The sequence below is a fragment of the Microcoleus sp. Pol1C5 genome, assembly GCF_036701115.1.
Taxonomy (GTDB): Bacteria; Cyanobacteriota; Cyanobacteriia; order Cyanobacteriales; family Microcoleaceae; genus Microcoleus.
In genome coordinates this window covers 1-26,263 of record NZ_JAUBQE010000038.1, presented here as the reverse complement: position 1 = coordinate 26,263, position 26,263 = coordinate 1, and the positions used below count along the sequence as shown (strand labels likewise).

The following is a 26,263-nucleotide window of genomic DNA, read 5'->3' as shown; positions in this document are numbered from 1 at the left end:
AATAGTCAGCAGGCACCAGCCATCAGCCATCAGCCATCACTCATCAGTCATCAGGAAAAATTACCAATTACCAATTACCAATGCCGAATTACCAATTACCAATTACCAATCCCTCCGGCAATATATTATCTTTGTTGAAGATAAAGCAAAATGCCGCGAGCGATCGAAGCCGCCATTTGACTGCGGTAAGCTGGGTCAGAAAGCCTAGCAGCATCTTCAGCACCCGTGACAAAACCCACCTCCAGCAAAACAGAAGGCATAGAAGTCTTTCTCAAAACATAAAATCTCGCCTGCCGCACCCGGCGGTCAGTCGCCCCCGTTCCCTCCAAAATACTGGCGTGAATCACCCTCGCCAAATCTTGGCCGTTATTGAAATAATAAGTCTCAATCCCGCTAATATCCGGCCGACTCATATTAATCGCATTAGCGTGAATGCTGACAAACAAACTAGCATTCACCCGTTCCGCCAAAGAAACTCTCGGTTCCAGGTCGATTTCGCTGTCGTCAGTCCGAGTCATCACCACCTGCACGCCCTGCTGTTCCAGCAGCCTCGCCACCTGAAACGAGATATCCAAAACAATCTCTTTCTCCTGAATGCCCTGAATCCCGACTGCCCCCGGATCGCGGCCGCCGTGACCAGGATCGATCGCTACTACGGCGCGGCGGTTAGAAGCTTGGGGCAAATCGTCGCTTCCCAAAGTCCTTCTCGGCAAAGGCGACACATTGGGAGTGCGAGTCAAAGGCTGCTGCGCGCTAGCATTCGATCGCAACTGCAAAGACAGCAACTGCGGACTCGGCCTCGTCACCCTGCCTACCTCTACCCCCGATCGCGGCTGCACCCAAATCACCACAGTCTCCGAGTCTTCTTGGCTGGCTGTAAACGATACAGGACTGTTGGCATCGAGCTGAGGAATTTCCCCCGTTAGGACACCAGAGGCGATCCTGATCCAGTAAGCTCTCGACCCCTGGTCCCAGCCGCTGGTATAGGAGACTTGGCGGTCAGTTCTCACCACCAGTTGCGTGCCGTTACTGGCTAAATCAATTGACTGAACTCTCGCTAAATTTCCTTGAGCTTGTCTAGCCGGAGGATCTACAGTCAGGCTGCGGGAAACCGAGGGCTGTCGTACTACACCTCCCGGCAATAGCACAACCCCGCCCAAATTGCTCACAGATGCCCGCCACTGAGTATTAGAATTCTTCATCCGCAAAGTCACGCGGGTAACGGGCGGGTCTGTTGGCAGTTGCCGGACTTCTATCTTGTCAACCCCGTGCTGACCGTTCGTTTGAGGCTGTTGGCTGCTTAGGCCCGGAGCTACACTAGCTCCTTCAATATCGAGGGTGGCGATGTCCCCAGCCCGACTTTGTTGAAAATTAATTTGGGGGCGACCGCCCACTGTGCGGACTAAAAAACCGTCCGCCGTCGGCTGAACGTTCTGAACTACAGTCGCCTCTGCCGACTGGGCTTGGGGTGCTGAAGATTCAACCGATAACCTTTCTCCCCCCGGCTCTGAAATCGGATTTTGAGTTTCTCCCCGCACCGGCGTTGGCAAATCCACTGTCCACTCGCTCGGAGAAATCCCCCGGAATTTTACTTGCTGAGGGTCTATAGTAAACCCGTCTCTGATCTCGACCACAATTCTGGTCGTATCGTTGTCAAACTGCCCTACCCGCACCGATTCGATCGCCCCAGAGAGCGGTTTGCTGACCGAGGGACGACCCAGACTCGTCCCCGGTAAGTCGATTACCAACCGCATCGGGTTGAAAATCAGTTGAGCCTTGGGTTGTACTCCCCCGTCTGTTGTAATGTAAAGCCGGTTCTCTGAAGCATCAAACCGCCAAGATTGCAGTCTAGCTGCTTCGGCGGCTCCGGCGAGCAAAAATACACTTAAGAAACTCGGTAGTAGCCAGTGGAATTTCACGACAGTTTTTTCCTCGTTTGCGTTACTGCCAAAAGCTGGAAGGGCGCTGCTTGCCCGATCGGCTTTCAGCAGTTAGCCGCCAGCAGACCGGTGGCACGGGGGCCGTCAGTTGTTGGCTAAATTGACTTTTTTATGCGTTAAAAGGCTCCAAAATGCCAGATACCGGCATTTTTGAACTTTCCCGTATACTTGGGGGCGATCGGTTATAAGCAGACTGAAAGATTGTTGGCACAAGGGAAGGTATTTATTTTTAGGAGCAAGAAACAAGGTGTTTCTTGAAGTTATAAGGTACAAGTTAGAAGGTACAAGTTAGAAGGTATAATTTTACCGTTCTTCCAGGGAGTGGTTTCATAGCTCTTTAATGTTGGCGAAGCTCGTTACGGCAAGGGTTATAATCCGCTTTACACTTGCGTTTTGTTCTAACTTTTCCTAAACTACCTCAATAACTTAACAACTTAGCTCGGTAACAATCCGGATTTTCAACATTTAGGTAACTTTTCAATGCCGTCAAATGTTAGCCCCACACAAACTGACATATTCTTTTGCTAAAGCTTTTTTGCTACTTTTTTACTAACAGATTGACAGTTAAATACAACTACATATCGCCCCTGCTCTCTTTTTTTCTGAATTTTTTAATCAGGGATTTTCGGTGCTGCTTGAAATTTCGTGGGACGATCGCGATCGCGCCAGCCAATTTTACAGTATGATAGCTAGTCCATATTTTCAGCAGTAACGGGAGAGTTTTGTGTGTTACTTGGGCGGGCAATGCTTTGTCCTTTAGACTCTTTTTGAGTGAACGATCGACAGCCAGAGCATTGGTTGGTTGACCTGAGAAAAAGTTTTGACCGTAGATATAATAGTTATCGCAGTTGTAAAGTTTGTTGGACAGCCAGGACAATCGATCGGCTTCTGGGTAAAACCTGTGATTTGGTTTAATGAGTTGCCTTTCGACTAACTGCATAACTTGGATGTGTACTACCAGTTAGAGAAGATACACTATCTTGGTGATTGTGTCAATGTCTGAGGTTCTAAAAAAAGGCGCCATCAATAACAGTAGATACATGACATCACAGAAAGACGGAGACTTACTTTCCAGCGGGAGTCGCCCACAGCAAACAAGTGGTTTAGGTTAGTTCAAGCCTCTAGATAGCGGCTGGGGAGTCAATCTTGAACCTCAAATCGACTGACTATCAAGATAGGGAAGTTTTGTAATATAGCAACCGCCCTGACGGTGAGGACGTTCTTAATTTTTGAAACCTAAGCGGTTGATTGCGCCTTCTTGCAGGACTTCTTTTTACCCGCTCCGCTCGTCGCGATCGCCTTCAACATCTGCTATACCATACCACCAGGGGGATCGAGTTCTAGCAAATTTATTTTTGAGCAGGATCGATACCTAAAAGTTATTTTTTTACCTTAGTAATCCACGGCCTCATGTCTAATCAACAGTGCTGCAATTGGCTCTCGCCCATAGGTGCAAAATTCCGGCTCATCCAGTTCAAAATTGCTTGATTTACTTGTTCCGGGCATTCATCCTGGGGACAGTGCCCCGCATTATCTAATTCCACTAGCTCTACATAATTGGGATTGCATTCGACAAATTGGTGGGGTCGGGCGAACCGAGGGGGAATCATCCGGTCTTGTTTGCCCCAAATTAACAGCATGGGGATTGTTAAATTTCGCATCACAATCTTGACACTGGGGCAAAATTTTGAACTGCCTACAGCTTTAAATAAGGCGCAGAAGGCGCGGGCTGCTCCCCGATCGCCCGCAGGCCCTGTGAGAATTTCCACTAATTCGTCGGTAACAGCTTCGGGGTTGGAGTAGGCAAAGCCAACCCAGCGACGGACAAAGGAAGGCTTGCGGGCAAAATAAAACAAAGGCCTGAGTACGATCGGAGAAACAAACAAACTTTCCACAGCTTCGATCGCCGGAAGCAGCCATCCGGGCACCGCTTCGGCTCGCACAGAGGGGTCTGGGAGGCTAATCATCACGATGCCGGCTACCATGTCCGGGTGAGCTGCGGCTACGGCCAGACAAATTAGCGAGCCGATCGAGTTTCCTGCCAATATTACTGGCTCTCTGATAAAAGTTAGCCAAAAATCATAAACTTGATCGACCCACAAAGACACAGAGTAGTCGATCGGAGCTTTTTGGGAAGCGCCAAACCCTAACAAATCCAAGGCGTAAACGGTTTGGTTTTGGGCGAGTTGGGCGAGATTTTGTCGCCAGTGCCCGATCGAAGCTCCAAACCCGTGCAGTAAAATAATCGGCGTTCTCGATGCGCGCGGGGGCATTGGTTCGGCCGCAGAATCTTGAAATTCCAGCGCGCCTTGATTTCGTACCCCATCCGGCCGCAAATAAGTGTAGCGAGTTTGCCAACCCCGCCACATCCAGTCTCGTTGAGTTCCCACCCGTTGGTGCCACAGCAGAGAATTTGTCAATTTTGCCTCAGCTCGCAACATAAATTTACACTTGCTTATACCTATTCTACAAGGCAAATCAGGCGAGTTGGGGGACTTGTCCGACCCGGCGAGATGGGCTAGGAAAAGCGACTTTACCTCATCCTTAAGCTTTTACCCTGAATTTTTGACGGTTTTGTCATCAATCGGGCAAGGGGGCGGGCGATCGTGTGTGAAGTTAAAATAAAACTAGGCAGAAACTCAGCCAGACTGAGTAGAATAGCAAGTATTGTAAGAATTCATTTACGATCGTCCAAATATTCCCCAAGGCTTTAGCGGAGGGGAGACAGGGCGCGGTAGTACGTCCGGTAAGGGTAACACCTTATAAAACAGTTCGATCGTCAATCGTGAAAAATTGACCGATCAAACCTGTAACTATCAAGAAGCTTCGCTATTAAACTACTGCTTGTACAACCATTCATGCCTGTGATTGAAAGAAGACAAAATCGCAACCTACCCCAGATCAACGAAAATATTCGATACCCCAAAATCCGGGTAATCGATACCGACGGCGCGCAACTAGGGATATTGACGCCTGCAGAAGCGCTGCGCCTGGCAGAAGAAAAAGAACTCGATCTCGTACTTGTCAGCGACAAAGCTGACCCGCCCGTATGCCGGGTAATGGACTATGGGAAGTACAAATTCGAGCAGGAAAAGAAAGCGCGAGAAGCAAAGCGGAAGCAGCATACTGCCGATGTTAAAGAAGTGAAGATGCGCTACAAAATTGAAGAACACGACTACCAAGTGCGCCTCAAACTAGCAGACCGCTTTATCAAATCTGGGGACAAAGTAAAAGCCACGATCATGTTCAGAGGTCGGGAAATCCAACACAGCAACCTAGCAGAGGACTTGCTTAAGCGCATGGCCACAGATTTGCAGGAAATCGCAGAAGTGCAGCAAGCCCCCAAAAAAGAAGGGCGCAGTATGATGATGCTGCTGTCGCCGAAGAAAGTATAAATAGATAGTCATTAGTAAGCAGTCATCAGTCATAAACTGGTGACTGATAGCTGATGACTTCCGAATTTAGTCAGGAATAAGCTACCACACAGGGAAATCAACGCTGCATGGAAAATTTTCAAATCAGCGGTTCGGCGGGAGTAAGACAAGGAGTGCTGCGATCGCTCAACCTGCGATCGGAAGAAGTAGAGCGAACCATACTGATGTTCGTAGTATACACTCTAACCTCCGTCGGGCTGATCTGGCTGGAACTCAGCACAGTAGGTCTTTTTCTAGATGAATTTGGTGCAGACAAAATGCCTTTTATCTACATAGCCAGCGCCTTTATCGGTTCTGGCTTGGGATTTGTCTACTCGTGGCTGCAAAAAATCCTCCCGCTAAGGCGCACCGTAGTGGTTGTTCTGGCAATGATGTCGATACCGCTATTTTTGTTTCGATTCGGCATCGGCTACGAAAATATTAAGATAGCTGGCGTCAGCATCGCTTTTATTACTATTTTTTTGATGTGGCTGTGGGTAGAAGCTTGCTATGTCCTCAACGATCTTAATACTTCTATCACCTCCAACCAACTGTTTAATATTAGAGAAATCAAGCGCACCTATCCGCTAGTTAGTAGCGGCTATTTAGTAGCTGGAGTAGTCAGTGGATTTTCTCTGCCTGTTTTGCTGTACGTAGTCGGACTCAAAAACGTTACCCTCATATCGGGGTTGATGGTGGCGACAGGCTCGGTGTTGCTCTACTACCTCACGGAAAAATATAGCCAAGCATTCCCGGAAACGGCCCACTGGACGGATGACGACGAAGACGACGATCAAGAAGAGTTTACCGCCCGCAAAGTTACAGGCCCGCTCCAAAAATACGCCGTACCTCTAGTCAGTTTCTTCATCCTCGCAGAAGTCGTCTACGTGCTGGTAGATTTCCAATTCTACAGCCAGCTAGAATACCAAAACCCAGGGGACGGAGCTAGCTGGATAGCTAGCTTCCTGGGCATTTACGAAGGCATACAAGGCCTGTTTCAAGTGGCGACTCAGTGGTTCGCTTCGAGCCGATTGGTGGAAAGAATCGGTGTGTTCGTGACGGCGATGATTTTGCCGGCGGGCATCGCTATACTCGGGGTGCTGACCATAGGAGCATCTCTGGGCCAGCTAGTATCTGTGTTTATCGGGCTAATATTGCTGAGATTTTTAGACGAACTGCTTCACTACACGCTTTTGGAAACCGTTAGCCCGGTTTTATTTCAACCGATTCCCGACAATATTCGATCGGGAATTCAAACTTTGGTCAACGGTGTGGGCGAACCATTGTCCTGCGGAGCTACAGGAGTAGGCATCTTGATTATGCTGTGGGTGACAGGCAAAATACTCCCCCAGCAAGACGAAAGTGTATTTCACGACCAGCAAAGCTTGATATTTATTGGTGCGATCGTAATATTGGCACTGTTGTGGGTGTTTGTCGTATGGCTGATCCGCTCCCAATACGTGGGCTTGTTGGTCAAAAGTGCGGAGCGGGGACGCTTGGGCGTCACAGACGTTGACCTCAAAGCTCTCAAGCGCGCAGTGGTGGAAACTCTACAAAAGCCGGGGGGCGAAGATGAAAAGCGCTCTTGCATAGAACTCCTGACGCAAATTGACCCCAAAAATGTCGGAGAAGTCCTCGCTCCCCTCCTCGATTCGCTGTCCGCTGGTTTGCAGCGCCAGAGCTTGGAAACGATGCTGCAACACCCGAACCCCGCATATTTAGAATCTGTCCGCGCACTTTCGCAGCAATCCTTGCCACCGGAGGTTCTAGCCTTGGCTTTGCGCTACATCTGGCTAACGGAAGCTGAACCGAATATTGAGAGCTTGCGGCCTTACTTGCAGCCGACGGTCGATCCGGTAGTGCGGGGTACGGCGGCTGCTTTAATTATGAGAAGGGGCGATCGCCAGCAAAAGGCAGAGGCTACTAATACGCTGCGGCAAATGCTGACACACAAGCAAGAGCGCGAACGTGTTATGGGGACGCGGGCTCTGGGAGAAGCTGATTATTTGCAAGGACTGCGGCTGCATATCCCTAATCTGTTGCAAGATGAATCTCTGCGAGTGCGCTGCGCTCTGTTAGACGTGATTTCGTCTACTCATTCGGAAGAATATTATCCTTCACTGCTGCGCGGACTTGGTTACAAATCGACTAGGGAAGCGGCTTTGCAGGCTATAGTCAAACTTCACAACGACGCCATTCCTTTGCTCGTCTATTTGGCTGAGGATATCCACAAGTCGGATTTGGTCAGGTTGCAAGCTTGGACGGCTCTCGGTCAAATTGGAACTCCGGAGGCGCTCGACATTTTGGTGAGCAATTTGATGACGGCTTGGGGAACGACAAGGCGCAATATCCTCCGCATCCTGTTAAAAATGCCTTCGGAAGAGGGGATAGAAGGGGTTCTAGACCGCATCGGCCGCAGCGGCTTGGAAACTCTTATCGAACAGGAGTTAATGTTTATCGGTCAAATTTATGCAGCTCTGGTAGATTTGTCTGGGGTAACCAGCTACGGCAATTTCTCAGAGCGAGAGGGCAACAGCGCCCGTGAACCTGGGAACGATACGGCTCAATTGTTGCAGCGTGCTCTGGCGGGGTTGGAAGCTGATGCTAAAGAGCGCTGTTTTTTGCTGATGAAGTTTCTTTATCCGCTGGAAACGGTACAAGCGGCTGCTTTCAACATCGCTTCTGGTCAACCTTCTTTGGTTGCTAGGGGATTGGAAATTCTCGATAATACTGTGGATATAGCTAGGAAGCGATCGCTCATCAATTTGTTAGATCAACACTCGGAAAGAGAAAAATTGAGCAACCTCTCGGAATTGATGGTTTACAAAGCTCTAGCCCCTAGCGATCGTTTGCGCCGCTTGCTAGAATTGCGCCATTTCCTTTCGGATTGGGCCTTGGCCTGCTGCTTTCACTTGGCGAGAGAAGCGCGCTGGAGTCTTACAGCTCAACAAACTCTCGTCTGTCTGCAGCACCCGACTGGCTTTGTCCGCGAAGCAGTGTTAGCCTATTTGAAAATAGCCTCGCCGCGGGCTTTGGTCGAATTGTTGCCCAGGCTGCAAAATGACCCCGATAATTTGGTATCCGCTCAAGTTGAAGAGATGATGGCAGAGTTGGGTGCTGGGGGAAAAAGGTAAAGTTAGTCATCAGTCATCAGTCATTAGGAATAAGGGAAAAGGAAAAAGGAACAAACATAAACTATCCGCAATTCCCAATGCCCAATCCCCAATGCCCAATGCCCAATTCTCAATTCCCATTGCCTTTTTTAAGTTTAAATTAATCATTGCATCTCATTATGTTAACCAGCGTCGAACGCCTATTGTTTGTGAGGGAGGTTCCGATTTTTAAGGAACTGCGGGATGATTTTCTCGTGCGTCTAGCATCGGTAATGGATGAACTTTCGTTTCCTTCCAAGCACAGGATTTTTACGGAAGGACAAGAAGGTCGATCGCTATATATTTTGGTATCAGGAACGGTGCGGGTGCATATAGGCGATCGGGATTTGGCACAGTTGAAAGCGGGGGCTTGTTTCGGGGAAATGTCGCTGTTTGATGCAGAACCTCGATCGGCTTCTATTTCTACTCTCGAACAATCCGACTGTTTGATGCTGACTCAAATGCAGCTATACGATGCGATTGATGAAACGCCGGGAATTGCGGTGAATATTATTCGCTTGCTGTCGCGCCGGATTCGGGAGTTGAATCAAAAGTTGAATGCTAAAGAGGCAATTATGCCTCCTACAGAGACTGTGAGAGTGCATGAAATGCGATGAAATTTGGGAATAGGGAATTGTCTTTTTAATCGATCGGTAATTCTGCACAATTTATATTCTGTAAACTATTTTCCACCGTCCAATGAGAACGAATCTCTTGGTTGTGTCGTTTAGCCTGAGCTTCTAAACTGCTCAGATAGAATTGAATTTCCGTGGTGGTTTCCTTCCATGATTCTCTGTGCCGACTGACCATAACGACAGTGCTTAAACCGACCCGCTTCCGGGGGCGACAACGAGGCTAAAGTTGTTGCTTCATCAGCTTTATAGCTCTGTGCCCCCTCTGGTAAAATGACTGCTAATTGCGAATGCGAACTAAATTCATCATAGATGCTACCCACTCACGACTGCAGTCATGGGCAATTAACCCATTTTCACGCCTATAAACCCATCCAAAACTTGCTATGTCTTCTCCTATTTCTACCTTTCTATTGAGGACGATACACATATTTTTCCGGTCCTTGAAACTGAGTTTTTTTTTCTCGTAGCCCGGCATCCGTCATCGCCAAAGCTATTAAAATCATCAAGGAAATTAATTGGTCAGGTGATTCTTGACAACCCTATAGGTTATATCCTCCGGTTTTACAGTCTTTAAACATTGCTTCGATGGCGTAACGTTGCCTGTAAACCCCGATCGCGCTTGTTCTTATCCGGCAGATTAGTTAAAAGATACCAAGGTTCGTCTTCTTGTTTGCCTCGATATTTGCGTTGACCGTATGCTGCTAAGTTAAAGCGAGAAAAACCTTTCTTTTGAGTGAAACTAATTTTCGGATAGAAGAGATGAATTCCTGGTTGAACTGGAATGCTATCCAGAGAGCGAAAAGGTTGTCTTTTTTCAAGGGAAAGTCGTACTGTATTTTTGACGGATGACAAAACTCAAACGCTGACGGTTTAACTATTGTGCCAGCTCTATGCTGTGAAATTCACGCTCGCCAACAATTACTAATTTATATCTTTTTAACAAGCGAATAACGGGACGTAACACTTGTTGCTGTTCGACCTTCTTAGAAGCCCCTTGTTTATCTAACAGCGTCCAGAAAATGGGAAATGCTCTTTTTTGAACTATCGCACTTACCATTAAGACATTATACTCTTTCCATCGGGTTCTATCCAATGCAATGATTAATTGACTCCCGGCTTTAAGCTGACGGGCTATTACCTCGCAAGACAATTGGAAACCACAGTACCAGTATGCGCTCGTGCTTTAATCTGTAAAAATCGTTGTATGTGGCGGCGACTACTTTGTAAGAGCGGCAATTGCAGGGTGGCAGCTAATCGCTCTATTCTGACTTATTCTTGAGTCTGTAACAACACGCGCGAACATCTCAATAGTAAGTAATTGTGTTGGGCTTAGGTATTTTTTGAGTAGGTCGTGATATAATGAGGCTAACATAATTATTGATTTGGGTCTTTTGGTATTAGCGAGACCCTTATTTTTTATCACAAGTTGGCACTTTTTCACTTTTGAGATTATTTTGTCAATAAGCCGAAATTTTTTTGATATCTGCGATCGCGCGAAAACAGACGCCTGTAGGTTCAGGGGCGCTTGTCACCCCCTGAAGAGTACACCTTACCCAGCCCAATAAGAACGTCCGCCTGCGCGGACATCACTTGTGTAGGTCCAGACAGAAGTCTGGCCAAGTCCTGAATGTCGGACGTTTGCAAAGCCTCAATTTCCAGCCAGCATCGCTTTTTGTCCTTCCGAAGAAGTTGCGTAGCCCAAGAAATCCTTAACTGCTTGGCTAGGAGGATTTTTGTAAGCGTAGTACAACTGTCGCTTGTAAGGATAGTTAGCAGCATCCGGCGTCGCACCGTTGACGGGAACAACGCGCACCGTTTTCTGATTGGCTACTTGAGCGAAAGTCGCATAGCCAATGCCGTTGTTGCCTAAAGCTTGCAGCAGGGGAGTTGTCGCATCTCGATCGAGCGTGGTAATATTTGACGCCGTGCCAAACTCGCCACCTCCGAGCACTTGTTCTTTAAACGTTTGGTGAGTGCCACTAACTTCAGGTCGATTTATCACTTTAATCGGGCCCGCTGGACCACCGACTTTCGACCAGTCTTGAGCATTTCCCCTGAAGATATCTTGAACTTGAGCGGAAGTTAAACCTCCTTTAAACGAGTTGTTAATGCCGACTACAAGGGCGATGGTATCTAGGGCAACAGGCACCGCTGCCAAACCCTGACCTTGTTCTTGAGCATTCAAAGGTCGCGATACCGCTGCAATATCGGCTGTTCCTGCCACCAAATCCTGAATTCCCTTTGCAGAACCATTTGCTTTGGCATCGACTGTAGTGCCAGCAAACCTCCCTTGAAAGCCGTTCTTGAGGTTCTGATTGATTGTCACCATGCTGGTGGAACCGTCAATTCTCACCGCCGTACCGGCAGGCACGGAAGCTGGAAGCGCAAAGGAAGTAGCTGCAACAGGGGAAGAACCGCCGACTACTGGCGCGACGGGAGGCAGATTGGCCCCACCACCGCCGGCGGGTATGGGAGTGGGGGGATTGTTACTAACATCTTGCGATGCTGGTTTGTTGAGAAAAAAGAACCAACCGCCACCGGCGAGCAACAGAAATAACAGAATAAAAACTATGGGGGGAGGCCCGCTCTTAGCCATAAATTCTCCTTAGTTGGGAAGTTCTTTGTTGTTGGAGCCGTCTAATATTTGCAGCCTGCGATTAACTTCATCGTCTAAGGTCATATTTTCTAATTCTGCTTGAAGTCTTTCTTGGGGGTTTTCAGATAGTTCTGCTAAAGCTTGCTGTTTGAGGTTGCGGCCGTGGACGGCGTTTTTGGCTTGCTCAAACTGCGATCGAGCTGAATCGATACTGAGGTCGTTGTTGACTTTGGATATGGCTCCGAGAGCTTCGTTAATCTCGGCCATATCTTTCATATTTTGCATATCAGTTTTGTAGGCTTCCAGCTTCATCCGCTCTCGATTTAGCTTGTCTTTGGAAGCGTTGACGTACTGTTCGGCTTGTTTTACTTGAGCTTCTAACTGCGGCAGAATTTGTTCTGTCTGAATTACTTTCGACATTGCCAAGCGGGCTGCTTCTTCGTTGCCGTTGCGCTGGGCTGTGATGGCTTGGCGCTCTACGGTTTGCATTTCCCTAACTTTATCTTCATATTTAGTTTTGGCGCGCTGGTAGGCTGCAACTTGGGTGGAGACTGCTGCTGCTAGCTTTTGCACTGATTCTTGCATCGATCGCAGTGACTCTTCGGCTACCGCCACCGACACCTGGCCACCGGATTCTACGGGCCGTCCCCACATCCAGTTCCACGCGCCTACTATGGTTCTGCCTGCCTTGTCGCCCATCAACCAGTAAAGAACTTTTTTCATATAAGTACCAGATAAGCTTGGTTTTTACGCCTAGTCTACATCAGGATTTGCCGATCGCCCCGTCAGGTCGATCTATCTCTACAATTTTAATAAATATTTTCTAACTGTCTGGAGCGTCTATCCCCAATTTGCACAACAGCCAATATTCGGATTTGCCTGTTGTGCGATTCGTTTTTGGGCAATCTTCGGGCTAATTAACTCTAAAGTTTATAACCTGCCGTTTAATAACAGGTTAAAAATAGATTAAGCGGGCAAATCTGCAAAACTGCTAACATTTACCAGCGCTAAATCGGGACAAGTCCGTTTGATCAAACCTGTGAGAACTTTGCCCGGGCCAATTTCCACTACGCGATCGATTCCTTGTTGTGGCAATTGCAGGGAAATTTCTCGCCACCGCACGCCTTTAGTCATCTGCTGAGCCAACCGCTGCTTTAAAGTGGCTGCGCTGGTAGTGGCTGACGGTTCTGCGTTCGAGAGCACCAGCATTTTAGCATCGGAAAATCTTGCAGACTTTAAGGCTAGTTGAAACTCTGCCGCCACTGATGCCATCAGGGGAGAGTGAAACGCACCGGAAACATTCAATTTAACCGCGCGTTTGACTTTGATTTTGGCAAGCAAATCTTCTACTGCTGCGGGCGTTCCAGAAATCACGACTTGTGCTTCGCTGTTGTCGTTTGCCAGCACTACGTCTCGGCTGTATTGAATTTGCAATTCTAGTTCCTGCCTGTCGAACCCGATCAAAGCCACCATTTGACCGCCGGAGGCAGTGTCCATGAGTTCGGCGCGGCGTTTGACTAAGCGCAATCCGGTTTCAAAGTCAAAGACGCCTGCTGCGTAGAGGGCAACATATTCTCCTAAACTGTGACCGGCCACGACTGCTGGCCGATCGCTTTTTTCTCGTACTAAGTCGGCCAAAATACTTTCTACTACGAACAAGCAAGGCTGAGTGTAGAGAGTCCGAGATAGTTTTGCTTCTTCTTTTTGGCAAACTTCCGGGACAGACCAGCCTAAAATTTCTTTAGCGAGCTCAAATTTGGCTTTGGCTGTTGGCAAGTTTAATAAGTCTGCACCCATCCCGATCGCCTGGGAACCTTGTCCGGGAAATACCCATGCTGTTTTAGTCATTTTTCCGGTAATCTGCTAATTGGTGGTTGCTAATTGGTGATTGCAAAAATTCTTTCTTTTCCGCTTCTAAGTTCGCTCGCTGGTATCCGCTATCTTTCGGTTAACGAACTATCTACTCGCGACTCACAATTATAACATCTAACTGTGATTTTTACCAGGTTTATTTTTGCCAGGTTTATTTTTTTTTGCTACTGGCATCTGATTAATAGCCGTAGCACAATTTTCAAGCTTCAAGCCGGGGAAAGTCGATCGAAGAATAGAGGATTTTCCATTTCAGCACGCGCTTGTCAATAACTGATGTCGAGGTGGTGCACCGCTGCGAACCTTGCCTTACATATGGCGTGTTAAAGGATTTGTATTTTACTCGATCGAACTCCCGACAATAACCGGAGCAAGTTTACAAACGGCCGCCAAATATTATCTTCCCCATTTAAAAATTGCCGCCCCCCAAGTCAAACCTGCACCGAAACCAGCAGCAGCAATAGTATCGCCCGCTTTAACTTTACCCATACGCACGGCTTCGTCTAAGGCAAGAGGAATTGAAGCCGCTGAGGTATTGCCGTAATTCGCCAAATTGCTAATTACTTTTTCGGGGGGAATCTTTAGCCTTTGGGCAACTGCATCCAGAATCCGCTGATTGGCTTGGTGCAACAGCAGCCAGTCAATTTCAGCAACGCTGATATTTGACCGAAACATAGCTTTTTCTATGACTTCCGGCACTTTTTTTACGGCAAAACGATAGATTTCTTGACCGTTCATGGTGATGGGATGAAATCCACCTTGGGCGATATTCACGCCCTCAATTAATCCTTTTGACTCGGCTTTGTAAGCCAAATTGAGAGAGGAATTTTGCGTGCCGTCGCTGCGAATTTCAAATCCCAAAAAGCGATCGACTTCTGAAGCTTGTAATACCACCGCACCTGCACCGTCTCCAAAGAGAATGCAAGTACCCCGATCCGACCAATTCACCCAGCGAGACAAAATATCTGCTCCGATCAGCAAAACATTTTGATAAACCCCTGTCCGAATGAACTGCGAGGCTGTAACTAAACCAAAAACAAAGCCCGAACAAGCTGCTGTCAAATCAAAAGCCACAGCTTTTGTCGCGCCCAACTGATATTGAATTTTACTGGCAGTGCCAAACAAATCGTCAGGACTGGAAGTCGCCAAAATAATTAAATCGATATCTGTCGGCGAAATTTCTGCCATGGCGATCGCCTGAAGCGATGCCTCCGAAGCTAAATCGCACAAAGAAGTGCGATCGTCCGCCAGTCTGCGGGAACGAATGCCCGTCCGCGCCCCAATCCACTCGTCAGAAGTTTCTACTATCTGACTCAAACCGTTATTATCCAGCGAAACCTGCGGTGTACAAGAACCGCTACCTGTGACGGCAATGCCGAACCCTGATTGCTGCAACATTCCTCTCCATTTACTCGCTGTTCGATCGAGAAATTAAAAATTAAAAACTACCAATTAAAATTATTTTTTAAACTGCTGAAATTACTTTATTTTAAGCAAAACAGTGGGTTTAAGCTGACTTTTTTAATTTTACATTTTTAATTTTTAATTCCTACTTACTGCCTCTAATTCACAGCTTCTTGTTCCATAGCGCTTTGATGATTGGAGGATCGAATTCGCTCCAGCACTTGGTTGTCAATAGCCTCCTTCGCCAAACGAATGGCATTAAAAATAGAGCCAGCTTGAGACGAACCGTGGCTGATAATGCAAACTCCAGCAACGCCCAATAGCAAACCGCCGCCGTGTTCAACGTGGTCTACCCGCTGCTTAAATCCTTGCAAGCTTTTTTGCAGCAGAGGATCGTTAATTTGATGTTGGAGTCCTTTGACTAATTCTTCCTTCAGCACTTGCACGACGACTTCGCCCACCGCTTCGGCAAACTTCAACAACACGTTGCCGACAAATCCGTCGCAGACAATCACGTCGAATTTCCCCGACAGCACGTCGCGGCCTTCGGCATTGCCCACAAAAGGAATGTTCGGATTGTCCACCAATAACTGGTGAGTCCGCACTGCCGCGTCGTTGCCTTTAGAAGGTTCTTCGCCAATGTTGAGCAGGCCGATTTTAGGTTCGGCGACGCCCAGCACGCACTGGCTGTAAATAGTTCCCATAAGAGCGAACTGCTCCAAAAATTTGGGGCGGCAGTCCACATTAGCGCCGACATCGAGAATAAGTACAGAGCTGCCCGGTACCATTGTCGGTAAAACCGCACCGATCGCAGGGCGATCGATTCCGGGGAGCCGGCCCAACCTGAGCAGGGCAGCAGCCATTGCCGCGCCGGAGTGACCGGCGGACACCACAGCATCAGCTTGCTGCTGCTTTACCAAGTTCATCGCTACGTTAATCGAAGCGTTGGGCTTGCGTTTGAGGGCACTCAAAGGTTCTTCGTGCATTTCCACCGCTCCTTCTGAAGGAACGATTTCTAGCTGACCCGTAGAGACGCGGCCGATCGCGTCTTGTTGCCGGAGCGAGTCTTCTATTTGCTGCGGGTCGCCCACGAGCAAAATCTCTACGCCTAATTCTTCTTGTGCCTTAAGCGCTCCAGCTACAACTTCGGCGGGGGCATGATCCCCGCCCATAGCGTCTATTGCAATTCTTGCGCGTGTCGATCCCATTGACCAATGTTTGAGAAACACTAAAAATTCTACCAGGAAGTCAGGAGCGTGAATCCAGAAGTCTGAATAAAGAACTAACCTCCGCTCGCAACGGCGATCGGACAATTCTCATTTCCGACTACTCTGATAGAACTTGTTTTGTCACTACTTTACTATTTTTGACTGCAAATTGAAAAAATCAATGCAATAGTTTACATGACTTTAGGAGTAAAAGATGCTCGATTTATTTAGCTCAGGGATCGTGTCTCTGTGGCTCGACATGGCTGGGGTACGCAGTGTCGGGCCTAATGCTGCGTCAGTGCTGGCTTGGCGGGGAGGGATACCCGGGTTAGTGGTGGCCGAAGATTTGGCTTTTGGGGGAATAGATGCGGCAAATCCAGACTTGCCAGCAGAAGCGACGGTGCGGGAATATTTAAAAGATTTGAAAGACAAGAACCTGATTGATGGGAATCAGGGAATTTGGGTGCAAGCGGGAATGGTGCCGCTGGTAAGTCAGCAGGGCAAGACGCTGATGCCTGGGGCTTCGCTGACTAAGATTGCTACTTCTCTGGCGTCCCTGGAGACTTGGGGCCCGGATTATCAGTTTGAAACGCGGTTCCGGGGAACCGGGCCGATTAGGAATGGGGTGTTGCAGGGAGATTTGGTGGTCAGCGGCGGGGGCGATCCGCTGTTTGTGTGGGAGGAGGCGATCGCCGTTGGCAATGCTCTCAATCAAATGGGTATCAATCGTGTGGCGGGGAATTTGGTGGTGACAGGCAATTTCCGCATGAATTACCAGTCCGATCCTTTGGTGGCGGGGGAGATACTGCGGCAAGCTCTTGAGGGTAGCAATTGGCCTGCGGACGTGGTGGCAATGTATTCTAAGATGGCTCCAGGAACTAGAAAGCCGGAAGTAACGGTGGCCGGCAGCGTCATTGCTGAGAAATTTGTGACTTCGGGGCGTTTGCTGCTGAAGCGCCGATCGCTCCCTTTAGCCGAAATTCTCAAGCAGATGAACGTCCACAGCGATAATGAAATGGCTCAGATGCTGGCCGACAATTTGGGCGGGGCAAAAATAGTGCAGCAGCAAGCGACTTGGGCTGCGGGGGTGCCGGAGGAGGAACTTCAATTAGTTAACGGTTCGGGATTGGGAGTGGAAAATCAGATGTCTCCGAGGGCGGCTTGTGGGATGATGCAGGCGATCGCCCGCAACCTTCAGACTACAGGGCTGACGATTGCTGATTTGTTTCCGGTGTCCGGGCGCGATCGAGGAACTTTGGAAAACCGACACATTCCGCGATCGGCTGTGGTGAAAACTGGTACTTTGGACACGGTGATTGCTTTGGCTGGAGCCATACCCACGCGCGATCGGGGTTTAGTTTGGTTTGCAATTATTAATCGCGGTACTGATTGGGACGCTTTGAGGGCGCAGCAAGATATATTTTTGCAAAAATTGGTGCAGCAATGGGGAACAGCATCGATTTTGCCACTAGCAATTACACCGCACATTGACGGCGCCAGACCTGCCTTGGGGGCAGCAAATCGTAGCGATATTTTGGTCGGAGGTTAAGAAATACGGGTTGAGTTGGGGTTCGGGGAAGGAGCATTGACAAAATAGCTTAGAATTGGAACAAGACTATTGTGCAAGAAGATGATCAAACTGCGATTGAAGAGATACGGGAAAAAACGCGAGACAAGCTACCGGATTGTAGCGATGAACAGTTCTACTCGCCGCGACGGCCGTCCCTTAGAAGAGCTCGGCTATTACAACCCCAGAAATAATGAAACCAGGCTGGATGTTCCAGCGATTGTCAAGCGCCTGCAAGAAGGCGCTCAGCCAACTGACACCGTGCGTGACATCCTGAGAAAAGCCCATGTATTTGAACAAGTCGGAGCCGGAGCCAACGTTGAATCCAGCACAACAGCAGTCAGCTAGTCCCAACTATGCTGGACTGGTTAAGTTTTTAATTGGGCCTTTTTTAGAGACCCCAGGCTCTTTGCGGGTTGATTGCGAACTGCACCCGCGCCAATCGCGGGTCTGGGTTAGGCTTGCTTTTGAAGATCCCGACAAAGGCCGGGTTTACGGTAGGGGCGGACGCAATATTCAGGCAATTAGAACTACGCTCGAAGCGGTGGCGCAGACGGCGGGTCAGTCCCTCTACTTAGATATATACGATGGTGAAGCGGGCGATCGCGGATCGGGCCCGCCCAGGGGCGAGCGCGATCGCCCGGATCGCGACCGCCCGGATCGCGACCGCCCGGATCGTGGCTCGCGGGAGCCGCGAGGCGACTTCCGACCCCGGACGCCTCCTCCGTCGCCGAGTCCCTTAGCTAGCAGAACTCCGAGAGAACAACCTCGCCGTACTAACACACCTACGTTTAGAACGAGCAGAAATACTCCCGGTTATTAACTAACTGCATAGCCCAGAAAGAATTTTAGATTTTAGATTGCCTGTTGTAGACTTTGTATTACAAGCCCCGTTTGGTTTGAAATTGCCGATTTTGCGATCGGAAACAAATGTAAAATTTTAAATTTCAAATGTCAGCGGCATCAGGTTAATCTAAAATCTAAAATTTCCAATCTAAAATCTAAAATTGCCTGACTTAATAGAAGGGAGATTTGATTTGTGCTTCAAGCACCAAACTCATTTGGGAGCTAAATCTAAATGACGCCTTAGATACTAGGTAAAACCTAGTAACGGGCGTTTTTTTGTTCGCAAATAGGGAGTGGTTTAACGTTTAGTTGTTAACTTTTAATTGCTTATTTGGAGGAGCTTATGTTGGCATGAATGAAAAACTAACAATAGAGTTACCGAGCATTCAAAGCGCAATGTCGCTGGCGGGTAATCAAGAAGAAAACCTGAAAATGATCTCTAAGCAAACCGGTGCTACCCTGGTAATGCGAGGGCAAGAACTGCTGATTTCCGGCACAAAAAGTCAAGTAGAATTGTGTCATAAATTAGTGCGATCGCTCTCCGACTATTGGAAATCAGGCAAAAATATTACCGGAGTTGAAATCCAGACGGCGCGCCAAGCTTTGGATACCAACCGCCAAGGCGATTTACAAGACTTGCAGCGAGACGTTCTCGCCAGAACCCGCCGCGGCGAAGAAATTAGAGCCAAAACCTTCAAGCAGCGGCAATACGTCCAAGCAGTACGCACGCACGACCTGACATTTTGCATTGGCCCCGCTGGTACTGGCAAAACATTTCTAGCAGCTATTTTCGCCGTGCAAGCGCTGTTAAGCAAGCAGTACGAACGGCTGATTTTAACCAGGCCAGCCGTGGAAGCTGGCGAAAAATTAGGGTTTTTGCCGGGAGATTTGCAGCAAAAAGTCGATCCATATTTGCGCCCGCTTTACGACGCCCTGCAAGAAATGATCGACCCTGAAAAAATGGCCGATTTAATGGAAAGAGGCTTGATCGAAGTAGCTCCTTTAGCTTATATGCGGGGGCGCACTCTCAGCAATGCTTTCGTAATTTTGGACGAAGCTCAAAATACGACGCCGGCTCAGATGAAAATGGTGTTGACTCGTCTGGGCTTTCGATCGAGAATGGTAGTAACGGGCGATATCACTCAAACAGATTTGCCGCCAAACCAACAGTCGGGATTGTCAGTCGCCCAAAACATTCTACGCAACGTTGAGGGGATTGCTTTCTGCGAATTCTCTCAGGCGGATGTGGTGCGACATCCTCTAGTGCAGCGGATTGTCGCTGCTTACGAACTGCACGAAACATGAAGGAATAAGGAATAAGGAAGGCTTTAGTTATCTACGAGAGAAGGAAACCTTTAGTTATCTACGAGAGAAGGGAGAAGGAAGAATTATCCTTTTTTCTCTAATTCCTTTTCCTAATTCCAAACTACCATTTTCTTCTGATCGATTTAATCCACAATCCACAATCCAAAATTGATATGACTGCGACTCTGAAAGAATTCTTGGAAGCTTGCGAACAATTGGGAACGCTGCGTTTAATCGTGACTAGCAGCGCGGCGGTGCTGGAAGTGCGCGGTTCAATTCACAAGCTGTTTTATGCGGAGTTGCCGAAGGGAAAGTATGCCAATCTGCATGCCGAAATATTTGAGTTTCACCTAAATATGGACAAAATAAAACAGGTGAAATTTGAAACAGGCGAGGCGAAAAGAGGCAATTTCACTACTTATGCAATCCGTTTTCTGGACGAACAAAATGAGGCTGCTTTGAGTGCGTTTTTGCAGTGGGGAAAGCCGGGGGAATACGAACCAGGACAAGTGGAAAATTGGCACGCATTGAAGGAAAAATACGGGGAAGTTTGGGAACCCGCACCTGTTGAGGCGCTTTAAAAAATAGGCTTTTCCACCTTTGAATTGCATATTGGGGGCGGGCATGATGCCCAACCCCTACTCGCCACAAGCAGAATATTTATTTTCATAAACAGGCAAGATGCCTGTTTATGAAAATGGTATAAAATATGATGTTTAACGGATTTGTTGTCTAATTTTTGAATTAATGAACCGCAGAGGGCGCAGAACTCGCAGAGAAAAGAGAAAGAGAAATCTAAGGTGAGTTGTTTGAATGTAATTGGGTATGAAGGTAATTTGGGGTTTTTGTCTGGTTTTGGCGGTACTGCTGTGGGGTGGCGGGGCTAGGGCGGGGGTTTTGGGCGATCGCATATCAAGTTTTCCCAATTGGGAAAGCAAGCCTCCTATCGCTGTAGCTAAGGGAGATTTGGTATATCCCGACTGGATGGAGGGGAATTGGAATGTTGCTAGCACTTTGGTAGATTTAGCCGCTCCTTTAGCGGCAAATATTGTCACGCCAGGGTTTGAAAGTAACCGCCAGTATTTGCAGCATCCGGTATTATTTAAAGTGCGATTTCAATCTGAAAAAAATATTGGGTTAATTTCTAACTATACCTTTAAAAAGGCTCAAAAGATTGTAGCCGATCGCACTTTTAACGGTTTGAATATTGCCAAGGCTTATTTAGGCGATCGAGGCGTAGTTTCGGTGAAAGTCGATCCGACCAATCCCAACCGCCAAATTACTGTGTTGAAAGGGGAACGCCAACTCGTTTCGATTGTTACCAGTCGCGGCACTGAAACACCGAATCCTCGCGAGTTTGTGTCTACAGAGATTTCTCAGCAGATTTTTCGGGGAGAGTCTGATATTTATTTAAACGAGGTGGAGACAACAACGGCTTATCGAGTTGTTGGAGGCGGAGAAAATGGCGATTCTGCGAGTAAAAGAATAGAAGCCGATCAGATGACAGCGATTTATTTGTCGCCACAAGACCCGGATTATTTTGCTGCTGGGGGGCATCCTGTGGCTCTGTATCGATATCGGTTGGAGTTGGTGCGGGCATAATTAAGCTGTCATCTCGATCGCCCTAGCAACTTCAACTTCAACCAATCGATTATCGACTCTCAAGGTCGTGTCATCAATACTTGGGCGGATGTGATTAACCGCGCTAACTGGGGTATGGAAGTGATGCACGAGCGCAATGCTCACAACTTCCCGCTTGATTTGGCGGCTGGTGAAACCACCCCAGTAGCAATGGTTGCTCCTTCTATCAATGGTTAATTTTTAACTTGAAATAATCAAAAAGCGCTCCTAGAAATAGGGGCGCTTTTTGTTTGGGAAAAAATAATTTTGCGATGACTCGGCGGTTGAAACCGCGTCTACACAAACGAAGTCCGCCTCCGCAGACTAAAGAATAGAATATTAGGATAGACTCCAAGTTTTGGAAGTCGTATATTATGGAAAAGCGATTGTAAAAAGTAAGTCAAATGGTTGTCGCAATTTCTAAAGCAGGATTGGGTACAGGTGTGGCTTTCCTGTCAAACGTGACATGGGAGACTCTGGAAAAGTTGGATGCAGATTTGGTGGACACTGGGGCGCGTTTAACTTATTTGGATGGGTGTTTAGAAATTATGGCTCCTTTTTCTGAGGAACATGAAGAATCTAGAAACACTTTAGATCAGCTTTTAGAAATGTATATGCGGACGAAAGACATTCGTTTTTATGCGCGTGGTAGTACAACCATCGGGATGAAGGATTTGGGTGCACGGAAGGAACCAGATGAGTCTTATTGTTTGGGTACGCGCAAGTCAGTTCCAGATTTGGCGATCGAAATAACAGTGACGAGTGGTGGAATTGATACGCTGGAAATCTATCGTCGGGTGGGAGTGCAGGAGGTTTGGTTTTGGGAGGATGGGGTAATTTCGGTTTATTGCTTGCGTCCAACGGGATATGAGTTGGTGAGTAAGAGTGAACTGTTGCCGGAGTTGGATTTGCGATCGATCGAGTTTTATTCGCGGATGGCCGACCAATATGATGCGGTGAATGCTTTTATGCGATCGATGTAGAATAGAAAAGAGTAATTCTTTGGTTTAATTGCGTTGCGCTCGGGTGAAATTACCCATAGCTTATATAATATTTAACTTGCACTGAATGTATGCTTTGAATACGGGATTGAGAAAAAACATCGATCGCGCTCCTACTAACACTTTTTCCACTAAGCCGCGTCGGGCTAAGGATTGTATGGCTTGCCAAAATTCTGATTGGGATAATTCAGTATCCGCAGGTTGTCGAGAAATATCTACAGCTTCATTTTGACTGGCTAACCAGTATAACGCCTTTTTTTCTGAGTCTGATAAACGCTCTAGATGAGATTCTAAAAGGGGTTCTAACTCACCTAAAAATAAATCTGCTGTTCCATCTGCTAAAAATAGGGAAACGCTACCGTTAAATAATTCCAAACTTGTAGCAGCGATGATATTTAGCCAGGAAGGATGTCCTTGATAAAGGTTGATCAAGTCTGACCATTTTTCCTCATCTCCTAATTCTTTTTCTCTAAGAATTTCGGCAGCTTGTTCTCCTAACCCTTTGAGGTTTAAGGTTTGCGTCGAGAGGTTTACTGCTTCTAAAGCAGTAATTTCTCTGGGTTTTTCCCAACTGAGGAGGATTAAACAACTTTGATGAGAGGATGTGGCAATTTGTTTGAAAAATTTGCCATAATCTTCATAGCCGGCTAAATATTGACCGGCTAATTGACTGCTTTTAAAAATATTTTGTACGTCATCAAGGATTACTAAACAGCGAGAAGATCGAAAATAATCGATGACTGTGGGTAATGGGGGTTGTGGCAATCGCCCAAAAAATTGCTTGAGTTCGGTTTGGACGGTTGAAAGTGTGGGTTTATCAGCGAGACTTAACCAAATAATATAATCAAATTCGCTTTGAGTTAGTTCGATGAGTTTGAGGGCGAGATTGCTTTTACCAATTCCGCTTAAGCCGCAGATGGTGATATTGAGTTTGATAAAAAATTAATCAATGATAACGATAAATAAAAATATTTTAATCACAAGGCTTAGATGTGGGTGCGTCCAATTGAGATTATTATCAAATAGATTATCGGAGGTGATGCACTCTACTAAGTCAGGACTTACTAAAATCTATAGGCTATACTATCAATAATATTTGGGTCTATTCCTTGCTTGATAATAGTTTCCCAACCTCTCTCTATATCTTCTATATAAATACCTTTACAACTTTTGTGCAATTCAAGATATTGAAATATGGGTCGAGATAATTGGGTTTGTAAATGCATCTTTCGTTTTTTAGGAATTACGATATAAATGGGAAAATTGGGGTCGATAAATGTTAGGGGATTTAATTTGACATTAGCCACAAAATCACCCATACGCAATAGCCCAGAGTGGATAGCAGTAGTGCATTCAATTTCAAATAATGCTACTATTTTAAACTGAGTATCTAGCCATATTACATCAATTAATTTACTAATTTTTTCAACCTTTTTGTCTAATCCACCAACAGGGAATTCTTCCATTGTTAACTCCTTAAGCTTACCGAGCCTAGAGTCCTCGCAAGTATTGTCCCGCAATCTATGCTCTCCGAATATATACTCCTTTGAGTGATCGTTTCCAGCAATCCATACTTTATGGCCTAATTTTTGTCCTATCTGTGCCAGAATTCCCTGTGTTTTAGTATGTATTGAAATATTTGGCCATAAAGCTGCTGGAGGTTTTTTATTAAAACTCTCTTGATACTTTGGTTCATTTTTTTGTTTTTTGTAATCGGATATAACTCTGTCGTCGGGAAAAAATAGATTTAGCTGATATATATTCTTTTCTTCTATTTTCCGAATGATTTGTTCGGGTTTTTCTAATCCTATAGCATCGGTTATATCAGCCCTTTCGATATTTTTTACTTTTTTTAGGTAAGCATTGGTAAGGTTAGCGCCTCTAAGATTAGCCCAATCTAGGTCTGCTCCTTCAAGATTTGTATCTTTCAAGTCTGCATAAATAATATCTGACCATTTCAGATTAGCCTCTATAATAGATGCCCCTCTTAATTGAGCGCTGATTAAATTAGTATAGCTTAGATTGCTATAGTTTAAGTTTGCATTGCTCAAATTTGCACCACTTAGATTAGCAAAGCTCAGATCGATTTCTGTCAAATCAGCATCGCTTAAGTCACAACCATGAAAATCTCTTCTGCCTTCTGCATAAAGTTGTTTCAGTTCGTTTTCATCTATATTCATAAACTCCTCTCAACTATTTTATTAAGGTACATTGCTCTAAGTGAAAGTAGAGCCTATTTTCTGCGTTCGCCCTACCTCCTCACTGGCTGAAATCCCTGCACAAAACTTATCCAGCGTGGTACTTTATCACCTGTAATATTTAGGATAGGAATGTTGAAACTTCTGACATCAGGGCGACCGATTTCACCAGCCGAAAAAGTAATATTCGTAGGTTCGGATTTACCTAAACCATAGGCACTAGCTATTTGATTAGCAAGTCGGCAGGTTATTACAAAACTTCCCATATTAATCGTGCCACCTCCAGCCTCGTAATTCCATGTAATACCGGGTGTTAAAGTTCCCTCCTGACACATAAAGTGAGTGACTTCAAACATTTTAGCAATGTGAACATCATATCGCCTTAAGCGTCCTCCATAGGCCGATGCTCTGGTATCGCTTTCTGGTACTACAATCGATCCAAATCCTTCGTCAAAACCAAGCTTCATCGGTAGTGCTGTCGAACTTGTGAGCGGTTGACTCGCTTGGGGTTGTACGCGAGTCGATGACATCTGTATTGGTTTGACAAATTGACTATTAGCGCGAATAAAACAACCTTGCGCCGCACCAGCAGTGTAGGTTTTTCCTACAAAAAGCCAAGGTAAACCCCTGGTATCACGGAAAGTAACACCAGCATTACCAGGAAAGCTTTCAAAACGCTGTCCCTGTTTTAAAACACCAACTACAGACCAATTAAAAACATCAAATGGAGTGCGGTTGTCAACACGCATAAATTCTTCAAAAGAAGAATTCATGCGACAATTTAACCCCTTTGGGTCTGAGTCTACTACTTCCCAATAAGTATGATAAGTTTTTCCTATATAATCCCCTTGATTATTAGGACTTGGGAGAGGTGCAGTAGAACCCAGTTTAGCTGTTCCTAATACCAGAAAAGTTGCCAGAGTAATGGTTTTTAATTTTTTTTAACATGGGTATCACTTTTAAAACACTATAGCTAGCGATCATAGTATTTAATGATTTTATGATACATTGATCCTATCATACTTTAGTAGGAAAAACTATAGCTTAGACTTAAAATTCGCCTTAGCATTTCGAAGCTTTTCCCATGCAGCTTTCGTTCCTGGTTTTGGTGGTTGGGCGGCAATTATAGCAATCAGATCGCGGTTTTTTTCTTCATAATACAACCGCAGTTACTCAGCTTCCTTAACAACCATTTGATACTCAGCTTCAACATCAGCGCGATTTGCCTCAATATAAGCTAAAGCCGCATTAATTTGTTCCTCTGTAAGGTCAAACAATCCCCTGATAAACTTAGGCGGATATTGAGCCGTCACATAGTCCATGATGTCGTAGATAGTGATGCGCGTACCTGCGAGCGTCAATCCTCTTTCTGTACGGATGATAGCTGTTTTTTTATTAGATATGTTTGTCATGCTTATCGCCTCCTAGAAGTTACAGCACTTTGCTTAACGATTAGGTACAATAGTAGAGGTGATAAGAAAGAGAAAAATGAAACCCTACTCCCTAGAT

The 26,263-nt window shown here is 46.5% G+C and carries 23 protein-coding genes and 1 pseudogene; 11 read left to right on the top strand and 13 right to left on the bottom strand.

All coding sequences use genetic code 11. From position 1 onward, the window contains the following. Positions 1-125 precede the first annotated feature (125 nt). From QUA23_RS20415 to QUA23_RS20405, 3 genes are all read right to left on the bottom strand, one after another. On the bottom strand, positions 126-1,919 hold the full coding sequence (locus QUA23_RS20415; protein ID WP_333077823.1) for an N-acetylmuramoyl-L-alanine amidase: 1,794 nt from the start codon (positions 1,917-1,919) through the stop codon (positions 126-128). 595 nt (positions 1,920-2,514) lie between these two features. Continuing rightward, the gene (locus QUA23_RS20410; RefSeq protein ID WP_333042790.1) at positions 2,515-2,880 is read right to left on the bottom strand and encodes a hypothetical protein; all 366 of its coding nucleotides are present in this window, start codon (positions 2,878-2,880) and stop codon (positions 2,515-2,517) included. A 478-nt stretch (positions 2,881-3,358) separates the two neighbouring features. Continuing rightward, positions 3,359-4,381 carry an alpha/beta fold hydrolase gene (locus tag QUA23_RS20405; RefSeq protein WP_333077822.1) on the bottom strand — a complete coding sequence of 341 codons (1,023 nt, stop codon included), beginning with the start codon at positions 4,379-4,381 and terminating at the stop codon, positions 3,359-3,361. Between the two features lie 417 nt (positions 4,382-4,798). Between QUA23_RS20405 and infC the strand changes: the two genes are divergently transcribed. The 3 genes from infC (at position 4,799) to QUA23_RS20390 (ending at position 9,122) form a co-directional block, all read left to right on the top strand. Then, complete coding sequence (infC, locus tag QUA23_RS20400) at positions 4,799-5,335, top strand: translation initiation factor IF-3 (protein ID WP_006635262.1); 537 nt, start codon at positions 4,799-4,801, stop codon at positions 5,333-5,335. A gap of 107 nt (positions 5,336-5,442) precedes the next feature. Continuing rightward, positions 5,443-8,487: a HEAT repeat domain-containing protein gene (locus QUA23_RS20395; RefSeq protein ID WP_333077820.1), complete on the top strand. Its 3,045-nt coding sequence runs from the start codon at positions 5,443-5,445 to the stop codon at positions 8,485-8,487. A gap of 158 nt (positions 8,488-8,645) precedes the next feature. Continuing rightward, positions 8,646-9,122 carry a cyclic nucleotide-binding domain-containing protein gene (locus QUA23_RS20390; RefSeq protein ID WP_333077819.1) on the top strand — a complete coding sequence of 159 codons (477 nt, stop codon included), beginning with the start codon at positions 8,646-8,648 and terminating at the stop codon, positions 9,120-9,122. Positions 9,123-9,710: 588 nt separating this feature from the next. On the opposite strand, the gene QUA23_RS20385 is transcribed toward QUA23_RS20390, so the two are convergent. From QUA23_RS20385 to plsX, 6 genes are all read right to left on the bottom strand, one after another. Continuing rightward, positions 9,711-9,992 carry a hypothetical protein gene (locus QUA23_RS20385; protein ID WP_333077817.1) on the bottom strand — a complete coding sequence of 94 codons (282 nt, stop codon included), beginning with the start codon at positions 9,990-9,992 and terminating at the stop codon, positions 9,711-9,713. Between the two features lie 796 nt (positions 9,993-10,788). Beyond that, on the bottom strand, positions 10,789-11,736 hold the full coding sequence (locus tag QUA23_RS20380) for a phosphate ABC transporter substrate-binding protein (RefSeq protein ID WP_333077815.1): 948 nt from the start codon (positions 11,734-11,736) through the stop codon (positions 10,789-10,791). Positions 11,737-11,745: 9 nt separating this feature from the next. After that, entirely contained in the window at positions 11,746-12,459 is a 714-nt protein-coding gene (locus QUA23_RS20375) for a PspA/IM30 family protein (protein ID WP_333077814.1), read from the bottom strand. A 243-nt stretch (positions 12,460-12,702) separates the two neighbouring features. After that, positions 12,703-13,584 carry an ACP S-malonyltransferase gene (gene fabD, locus QUA23_RS20370; RefSeq protein ID WP_333077813.1) on the bottom strand — a complete coding sequence of 294 codons (882 nt, stop codon included), beginning with the start codon at positions 13,582-13,584 and terminating at the stop codon, positions 12,703-12,705. Between the two features lie 417 nt (positions 13,585-14,001). Continuing rightward, a complete protein-coding gene (locus QUA23_RS20365) occupies positions 14,002-15,003 on the bottom strand; it encodes a beta-ketoacyl-ACP synthase III (RefSeq protein ID WP_333077812.1) in 1,002 nt (333 codons plus the stop codon). Positions 15,004-15,167: 164 nt separating this feature from the next. Beyond that, positions 15,168-16,217, bottom strand: coding sequence for a phosphate acyltransferase PlsX (gene plsX / locus QUA23_RS20360; protein WP_333064876.1), 1,050 nt, complete (start codon positions 16,215-16,217; stop codon positions 15,168-15,170). A 214-nt stretch (positions 16,218-16,431) separates the two neighbouring features. Here plsX and QUA23_RS20355 point away from each other — a divergent pair, with 214 nt between their 5' ends. The 8 genes and pseudogenes from QUA23_RS20355 to QUA23_RS20320 all read left to right on the top strand — a co-directional run bounded on the left by QUA23_RS20355 (position 16,432) and on the right by QUA23_RS20320 (position 22,538). After that, complete coding sequence (locus QUA23_RS20355) at positions 16,432-17,766, top strand: D-alanyl-D-alanine carboxypeptidase (RefSeq protein ID WP_333077811.1); 1,335 nt, start codon at positions 16,432-16,434, stop codon at positions 17,764-17,766. A gap of 81 nt (positions 17,767-17,847) precedes the next feature. Continuing rightward, positions 17,848-18,132 (top strand): 30S ribosomal protein S16, encoded by a 285-nt coding sequence (rpsP, locus tag QUA23_RS20350; protein WP_172186097.1) that lies wholly within the window; start codon positions 17,848-17,850, stop codon positions 18,130-18,132. Then, entirely contained in the window at positions 18,104-18,607 is a 504-nt protein-coding gene (locus tag QUA23_RS20345; protein ID WP_333077808.1) for a KH domain-containing protein, read from the top strand. Before rpsP ends, QUA23_RS20345 begins: the two co-directional genes overlap by 29 nt. 374 nt (positions 18,608-18,981) lie before the next feature. Then, a complete protein-coding gene (locus QUA23_RS20340; protein WP_333039441.1) occupies positions 18,982-19,935 on the top strand; it encodes a PhoH family protein in 954 nt (317 codons plus the stop codon). A 173-nt stretch (positions 19,936-20,108) separates the two neighbouring features. Next, positions 20,109-20,516, top strand: a complete 408-nt coding sequence (locus QUA23_RS20335; protein ID WP_333077807.1) for a ChuX/HutX family heme-like substrate-binding protein — start codon at positions 20,109-20,111, stop codon at positions 20,514-20,516. A 244-nt stretch (positions 20,517-20,760) separates the two neighbouring features. Continuing rightward, on the top strand, positions 20,761-21,537 hold the full coding sequence (locus QUA23_RS20330) for a DUF6816 family protein (protein WP_333077806.1): 777 nt from the start codon (positions 20,761-20,763) through the stop codon (positions 21,535-21,537). Between the two features lie 24 nt (positions 21,538-21,561). Continuing rightward, positions 21,562-21,753, top strand: a pseudogene (locus QUA23_RS20325) (photosystem II q(b) protein); the annotation flags it as partial. A 206-nt stretch (positions 21,754-21,959) separates the two neighbouring features. Then, positions 21,960-22,538: a Uma2 family endonuclease gene (locus tag QUA23_RS20320; protein WP_333077805.1), complete on the top strand. Its 579-nt coding sequence runs from the start codon at positions 21,960-21,962 to the stop codon at positions 22,536-22,538. 60 nt (positions 22,539-22,598) lie between these two features. Here the strand turns inward: QUA23_RS20320 and QUA23_RS20315 are convergent, their stop codons facing one another. The 4 genes from QUA23_RS20315 to QUA23_RS20300 all read right to left on the bottom strand — a co-directional run bounded on the left by QUA23_RS20315 (position 22,599) and on the right by QUA23_RS20300 (position 26,166). Next, positions 22,599-23,321 carry a hypothetical protein gene (locus tag QUA23_RS20315; RefSeq protein WP_333077803.1) on the bottom strand — a complete coding sequence of 241 codons (723 nt, stop codon included), beginning with the start codon at positions 23,319-23,321 and terminating at the stop codon, positions 22,599-22,601. A gap of 299 nt (positions 23,322-23,620) precedes the next feature. Continuing rightward, positions 23,621-24,736 (bottom strand): pentapeptide repeat-containing protein, encoded by a 1,116-nt coding sequence (locus QUA23_RS20310; protein WP_333077802.1) that lies wholly within the window; start codon positions 24,734-24,736, stop codon positions 23,621-23,623. Between the two features lie 71 nt (positions 24,737-24,807). Further along, positions 24,808-25,527, bottom strand: coding sequence for a hypothetical protein (locus QUA23_RS20305; RefSeq protein ID WP_333077800.1), 720 nt, complete (start codon positions 25,525-25,527; stop codon positions 24,808-24,810). 396 nt (positions 25,528-25,923) lie between these two features. Beyond that, positions 25,924-26,166: a DUF433 domain-containing protein gene (locus tag QUA23_RS20300; protein WP_333077799.1), complete on the bottom strand. Its 243-nt coding sequence runs from the start codon at positions 26,164-26,166 to the stop codon at positions 25,924-25,926. Between the last annotated feature and the right edge of the window lie 97 nt (positions 26,167-26,263).

What these genes read in the sequence shown, in the direction of transcription:
- plsX (WP_333064876.1), bottom strand. Translation starts at nt 16,217, where the DNA reads ATGGGATCGACACGCGCAAGAATTGCAATAGACGCTATGGGCGGGGAT.
- QUA23_RS20365 (WP_333077812.1), bottom strand. Translation starts at nt 15,003, where the DNA reads ATGTTGCAGCAATCAGGGTTCGGCATTGCCGTCACAGGTAGCGGTTCT.
- QUA23_RS20305 (WP_333077800.1), bottom strand. Translation starts at nt 25,527, where the DNA reads ATGAATTCTTCTTTTGAAGAATTTATGCGTGTTGACAACCGCACTCCA.
- rpsP (WP_172186097.1), top strand. Translation starts at nt 17,848, where the DNA reads ATGATCAAACTGCGATTGAAGAGATACGGGAAAAAACGCGAGACAAGC.
- QUA23_RS20395 (WP_333077820.1), top strand. Translation starts at nt 5,443, where the DNA reads ATGGAAAATTTTCAAATCAGCGGTTCGGCGGGAGTAAGACAAGGAGTG.
- QUA23_RS20300 (WP_333077799.1), bottom strand. Translation starts at nt 26,166, where the DNA reads ATGACAAACATATCTAATAAAAAAACAGCTATCATCCGTACAGAAAGA.
- QUA23_RS20405 (WP_333077822.1), bottom strand. Translation starts at nt 4,381, where the DNA reads ATGTTGCGAGCTGAGGCAAAATTGACAAATTCTCTGCTGTGGCACCAA.
- fabD (WP_333077813.1), bottom strand. Translation starts at nt 13,584, where the DNA reads ATGACTAAAACAGCATGGGTATTTCCCGGACAAGGTTCCCAGGCGATC.
- QUA23_RS20375 (WP_333077814.1), bottom strand. Translation starts at nt 12,459, where the DNA reads ATGAAAAAAGTTCTTTACTGGTTGATGGGCGACAAGGCAGGCAGAACC.
- QUA23_RS20355 (WP_333077811.1), top strand. Translation starts at nt 16,432, where the DNA reads ATGCTCGATTTATTTAGCTCAGGGATCGTGTCTCTGTGGCTCGACATG.
- QUA23_RS20335 (WP_333077807.1), top strand. Translation starts at nt 20,109, where the DNA reads ATGACTGCGACTCTGAAAGAATTCTTGGAAGCTTGCGAACAATTGGGA.
- QUA23_RS20330 (WP_333077806.1), top strand. Translation starts at nt 20,761, where the DNA reads ATGAAGGTAATTTGGGGTTTTTGTCTGGTTTTGGCGGTACTGCTGTGG.
- QUA23_RS20310 (WP_333077802.1), bottom strand. Translation starts at nt 24,736, where the DNA reads ATGAATATAGATGAAAACGAACTGAAACAACTTTATGCAGAAGGCAGA.
- QUA23_RS20340 (WP_333039441.1), top strand. Translation starts at nt 18,982, where the DNA reads ATGAATGAAAAACTAACAATAGAGTTACCGAGCATTCAAAGCGCAATG.
- infC (WP_006635262.1), top strand. Translation starts at nt 4,799, where the DNA reads ATGCCTGTGATTGAAAGAAGACAAAATCGCAACCTACCCCAGATCAAC.
- QUA23_RS20320 (WP_333077805.1), top strand. Translation starts at nt 21,960, where the DNA reads ATGGTTGTCGCAATTTCTAAAGCAGGATTGGGTACAGGTGTGGCTTTC.
- QUA23_RS20380 (WP_333077815.1), bottom strand. Translation starts at nt 11,736, where the DNA reads ATGGCTAAGAGCGGGCCTCCCCCCATAGTTTTTATTCTGTTATTTCTG.
- QUA23_RS20410 (WP_333042790.1), bottom strand. Translation starts at nt 2,880, where the DNA reads ATGCAGTTAGTCGAAAGGCAACTCATTAAACCAAATCACAGGTTTTAC.
- QUA23_RS20390 (WP_333077819.1), top strand. Translation starts at nt 8,646, where the DNA reads ATGTTAACCAGCGTCGAACGCCTATTGTTTGTGAGGGAGGTTCCGATT.